Origin of the sequence: Nodosilinea sp. LEGE 07298 (genome assembly GCF_015207265.1) — a bacterium.
In the GTDB taxonomy this organism is placed as follows: Bacteria; Cyanobacteriota; Cyanobacteriia; order Phormidesmidales; family Phormidesmidaceae; genus Nodosilinea.
In genome coordinates this window covers 1-4892 of record NZ_JADEXE010000409.1, presented here as the reverse complement: position 1 = coordinate 4892, position 4892 = coordinate 1, and the positions used below count along the sequence as shown (strand labels likewise).

The window sequence follows — 4892 nt, the reverse complement described above, 5'->3', positions numbered from 1 at the left end:
GGGCATAGGCACAGGTTACTCTATGGGCCAAGGTGCCCATCCTAAAGCCAAAGTCCATCAGATGAACATTTAAGCGCTCAATTTTTTCAGCCCTAGGGGTGGCTAATTATCCATCCAGCAAAAGGCTGAAGGGCCAAAAAAGGTTATACAGAAAGGGTATACGGTTTAAGGTCAGACCGTGAACCGTATACCTTGCACCGTACACCCTAAACCTGTCACCTTTGCCTTGGCAGACTACTCCGAACCCACCACAAAGTTGACCAGCTTGCCAGGCACCACGATCACCTTTTTAATCTCCTTGCCGGTCAGGTAGCGCTGGGCGGCTTCCGACTCGCGGGCATACTTTTCGAGCGCGGCTTTGTCCGAATCGGCAGGTACCTCCAGAGTGCCGCGCGTTTTGCCCATAATTTGAATCACCAGGGTAATTTCATCCACTACCAGGGCGCTGGGGTCGAACACAGGCCAGGGGGAGCAATGAACTGACTCGCTATGGCCTATCTGGTGCCAGAGTTCGTCGGCTAGGTGGGGGGCAAAGGGGGCCAAGAGCTGGATCAGATCGCGAATGCCCTCGGTGTAGACAGGGGAATCTTTGGCAGCGGAATCAGTGAGGGCATTGCTCAGCTTCATCAGCTCAGAGACGGCGGTGTTGAACTGGTAGTCACCGTCAATGTCTTCGGTGATCGCTTGAATGGCGGTGTGGATGGCGCGGCGCAGGGTTTTCTCGTCTTTGGAGAGATCGGCTGGGGCCAAATCCTTGGAGGGCGAACCACCGTTCGCCCCTACAGTGGCAATATATTCGGTCACCAACCGCCAGACGCGATTGAGAAAGCGGAACTGGCCTTCAACATCGGCGTCATCCCACTCCAGGTCTTTCTCTGGCGGAGCCTTGAAGAGAATAAACATGCGGGCGGTATCGGCCCCGTACTTGGTCAGCACCGATTTGGGGTCAACGCCGTTGTACTTCGACTTCGACATTTTTTCGTAGAACACCTCCAGGGCATCGCCTGTATCGGGGTCTACAGGATTTTGAGGATCGGTAACGTCTTCAGGGGCGACGTACCTACCCGTTTTAGGGTTTTTGTAGGCGGTGTTTTGCACCATGCCCTGGGTCAGCAGCCGCTTGAAGGGTTCATCACAGGAGATCAGACCGCGATCGCGCAGCACCTTGGTAATAAACCGCGAGTACAGCAGGTGCAGAATGGCGTGCTCAATGCCACCCACGTACTGATCGACCGGCATCCAGCCGTTGGCTTTAATTGAGTCAAAGGCCTGCCCAGGATTCTTGGCATCGGTGTAGCGCAAAAAGTACCACGACGAATCAATAAAGGTGTCCATCGTGTCGGTCTCGCGCCGAGCAGGGCGGTTACACGCCGGGCAGGGCACATTCACCCAGTCGCCCAGCTGGGCCAGCGGCGACGCGCCGCGACCCGAAAACTCTACATCCTCGGGCAGGGTCACCGGCAGCTGGTCGTCGGGCACGGGCACAATGCCGCACTCGGGGCAGTGCACCACCGGAATGGGGACACCCCAGTAGCGCTGGCGCGAAATCAGCCAGTCACGTAGGCGGTAGTTCGACTCGCCCTGGCCCTTCTCATTGGCCTCCAACCAGTGAATGGCGGCTGGCACACTTTCAGCCTCGCCCTTACCTGCCGGAATATCGTTCAGCGGGCCAGAGTTCACCATTACCCCTGCGCCCGCCCAGGCGGCAGTCATGGTGTCGCCATCTAGAGTCTCACCCTCGGGCTGCACCACCACCTTGACCGGCAGATTAAACTTGCGGGCAAACTCAAAGTCGCGCTGGTCGTGGGCGGGCACTGCCATAATCGCCCCGGTACCGTAGCCCATCAGCACGTAGTCGGCAATCCAAATGGGGATTCTGGCATTGTTCACCGGGTTCACCGCGTAGCTGCCGGTCCACACGCCGGTTTTCTCGCGGTCTTCGGCAGTGCGATCGATCTCGCTCTTGGCGGCGGCAGATTTGCGGTAGTCGTCTACAGCGGCCACGCGATCGGGGGCAGTCAGCTTTTCCACCAGCGGATGCTCGGGCGAGAGCACCATAAAGGTGGCCCCCCACAGGGTATCGGGCCGAGTGGTAAAGACGGGCAGCGCATCGCCGCCCTCGGTTTTGAACACCACCTGAGCACCCGTCGATTTGCCAATCCAGTTGGCCTGCATGGTGCGCACCCGCTCGGGCCAGCCGGGCAGCTTATCCAGGTCTTGCAGCAACTCTTCGGCGTAGTCGGTAATTTTGAGGAACCACTGGCGCAGCAGCTTCTTCTCAACGATCGCCCCCGATCGCCAGGATTTGCCCTCGCTATCCACCTGCTCGTTGGCCAGCACCGTCTGGTCGATGGGGTCCCAGTTGACCGCCGCCTCTTTTTGGTAGGCCAGCCCCATTTGCAGCATTTGAATAAAAATCCACTGGGTCCAGTGGTAGTAGTCAGGGGCGCAGGTGGCCACTTCACGCTCCCAGTCGTAGGAGAGGCCCAGCTCTTGCAGCTGTGCCCTCATCTGGTCAATATTCTGCTCCGTCCATTTGGCCGGGTGAATACCGCGATCGATCGCCGCATTTTCAGCAGGCAACCCAAAGGCATCCCAGCCCATTGGGTGCAGCACCCGGTAGCCCTGCATCCGCCGCACCCGCGCCACTACGTCGGTAATGGTGTAGTTGCGCACGTGGCCCATGTGCAGGTTCCCCGACGGGTACGGAAACATCGACAGCGCGTAGAACTTGGGCTGATCGGGGTTCTCCACAGCTTTGTCTAGCCCCTGCTCGGCCCAAACCTGCTGCCACTTTTTCTCGATCTCTGCGGGGTTATATTTGGACTCCACCGTCCCTGGCTCCTACTGCTGCACTGCTGCGATGTTCCCCATCATAGCGAGCAGTGGCGGCAGGGAGGCAAGTTGAGGAACAGGCGATCGCTGTTACACCGATCTCACCTCAGCAGAGACCTGTCATAATTTGCCTAACGAAGTGCTGAGGTTAAATGTTTTCTAGGAAAGAAAATTCCAGCATTAATCAGCGACCGTATCCGCTGTAGGGTGGGCACTGCCCATCTCTAGAGAAATTGTTTTCCAGAAGTTGCCTTACCGCAAGTTACGTTCGTAGAACACAGGCCAATGGAACACTTACCGCTAAAGCAAATTGACAAAACCGATGGTGCCCACGGCCAACCCAGCCTGTACGAGAGCGACTTCTACCAGTGGATACAGCAGACCGCTGGGGCACTCAAGGCCAAAGCCTTTGATCAGGTGGACTGGGACAATGTTATTGAAGAAATTGAGAGCATGGGCCGCAGTGAGCGACGAGAACTAAAAAGTCGCCTCATTGTCTTACTAGAGCACTTGCTCAAGCTCCATTACTGGTCTGCTGAAGGGGCCAACAACGAACGGGGCTGGCGGAACACCATCATCGAGCAGCGGCGGCAAATTCAACTCGTTTTAGACGATAGCCCCAGCCTGAGAGCAATGCTGACCGATATCTATCCCGACGCTTATCGGCAAGCCAGGGAAGACGTTTTGCTTAAATCCCAGCTACCAGAAAACGCTGTCCCCAGCGCACCACCTTACGAAGTGGCTGAGGCTCTCAGCTCACAGAGTCTCCTAGCTTGAAGTGCAGCGGATCAAGAGGATTACGGGCGCAACCCATCACCCACCCACTTCATCAGCAAAGCTGGCCCGGCGCTTAAACATAAACGGTCCCGCCAGTGACCCCCACAGGTGCTCGTTCGTCTCCGGGTCGCGGCCTCGGTCCCAGCTGATGAACTGGTCAGCGTCGATTTCAAACTCGCTGTCGAGGTAAGTGAGCTTGCCGTTGCGGGTCACCATACAGGCGTTGCCGGGTTCGACCGCCCCTTTAAATTTGGTGCCCGTCCAGTGGACGATCATGTTGCAGCCGGGGGTTTTTTCGAAGTGGTCGGCGGTGAGCTTGGCTAACTGGGCCAAATCTCGGGACGCTCCATAGAACGCTTCGCCATCTTTAACCATGTAGTTCTCAATTAAAATGTGGTCGCCCTGGGCACTGAGCCGCATGCCACGAGCGCGGTAGGGCTGATTGAGCTGAAAATCGTAGGCCTGCTCGATATAAAAGCCCAGACCGTCGAGGGTGGTGGTGGGCAGGGGGCGCATGCAGACGCGAATGTGGGCAAACAGAGGCGGGTTATCGAAGGCCTGCTGCTGGTTGCTAAAGTCTGCCGCCATCCAGCGGGCCAGGGTGTGAGTATCGGTAGCGTGGGTCATGGATGGGTGTAGAAAGCATCGTGATAAGGTTCTAGTCTACAGGTTTGGCGGTGCTGACTTTTGGGAAATGCCGTGGCGAAGAAGCTCCATATCGCTCTGTCTACTGAGGATATTGCCGCCTCTGTGGCCGATTATTCGGCTCGTTTGGGCTGCCGTCCCGACCTGGTGGTCGAGGGAATTTATGCCCTTTGGCGTACCGACAATCTCAACCTCTCGATTCGTCAGGCGGCCGGAGTGCCGCCGGGTCAGCTGCGCCACCTGGGTTGGGAAGATGATGAGGCAGAGTCATTCTCAATGGATAAAGACGTCAACGGCATCACCTGGGAGCGCTTTGCCGCCCACCATCAGGCTGACGAGATCAACGAGATCTGGCCAGGAGCAAACTACCAAGTTGACGCTGGAGCGGGGGAATGACTTTTGGGCGGTTAAGCAAAATCGAAATTCGGCGCTAACTCAATCCCCTCACGGAATCTTTGCAATGACGACTAAATCAACCGTTGAGACCTTTTGTCTGCATGTCGAACTGCTTGACAGCGAGCCGCCGATCTGGCGGCAGGTTTGCCTATGTAGCGATTCCTCCTTAGAAGCACTGCACCGGGTGCTGGCAGCCGCGATGGGGTGGTCGGGGGAGGCCGACTATGTGGTTAAGGGGC

Annotated in this window: 4 protein-coding genes and 1 pseudogene; 3 read left to right on the top strand and 2 right to left on the bottom strand. The window is 57.2% G+C overall.

The annotated features are described in order from the left end of the window. Positions 1 to 234 precede the first annotated feature (234 nt). Positions 235 to 2832: a leucine--tRNA ligase gene (gene leuS, locus IQ273_RS30510; RefSeq protein ID WP_194026848.1), complete on the bottom strand. Its 2598-nt coding sequence runs from the start codon at positions 2830 to 2832 to the stop codon at positions 235 to 237. Positions 2833 to 3120: 288 nt separating this feature from the next. Here leuS and IQ273_RS30505 point away from each other — a divergent pair, with 288 nt between their 5' ends. Then, a complete protein-coding gene (locus IQ273_RS30505; protein ID WP_194026847.1) occupies positions 3121 to 3612 on the top strand; it encodes a DUF29 domain-containing protein in 492 nt (163 codons plus the stop codon). Between the two features lie 36 nt (positions 3613 to 3648). Here IQ273_RS30505 and IQ273_RS30500 read toward each other — a convergent pair whose 3' ends face one another. Then, positions 3649 to 4239 carry a chromophore lyase CpcT/CpeT gene (locus IQ273_RS30500; RefSeq protein ID WP_194026846.1) on the bottom strand — a complete coding sequence of 197 codons (591 nt, stop codon included), beginning with the start codon at positions 4237 to 4239 and terminating at the stop codon, positions 3649 to 3651. 72 nt (positions 4240 to 4311) lie between these two features. Between IQ273_RS30500 and IQ273_RS30495 the strand changes: the two genes are divergently transcribed. Next, positions 4312 to 4653, top strand: a complete 342-nt coding sequence (locus tag IQ273_RS30495; protein ID WP_194026845.1) for a hypothetical protein — start codon at positions 4312 to 4314, stop codon at positions 4651 to 4653. Positions 4654 to 4717: 64 nt separating this feature from the next. After that, positions 4718 to 4892 (top strand): annotated as a pseudogene (locus tag IQ273_RS36175) (plasmid pRiA4b ORF-3 family protein); the annotation flags it as partial.

Bases quoted from the DNA above. Each gene is read 5' to 3' on its own strand.
- IQ273_RS30500 (WP_194026846.1), bottom strand. From the start codon at position 4,239: ATGACCCACGCTACCGATACTCACACCCTGGCCCGCTGGATGGCGGCA.
- IQ273_RS30505 (WP_194026847.1), top strand. From the start codon at position 3,121: ATGGAACACTTACCGCTAAAGCAAATTGACAAAACCGATGGTGCCCAC.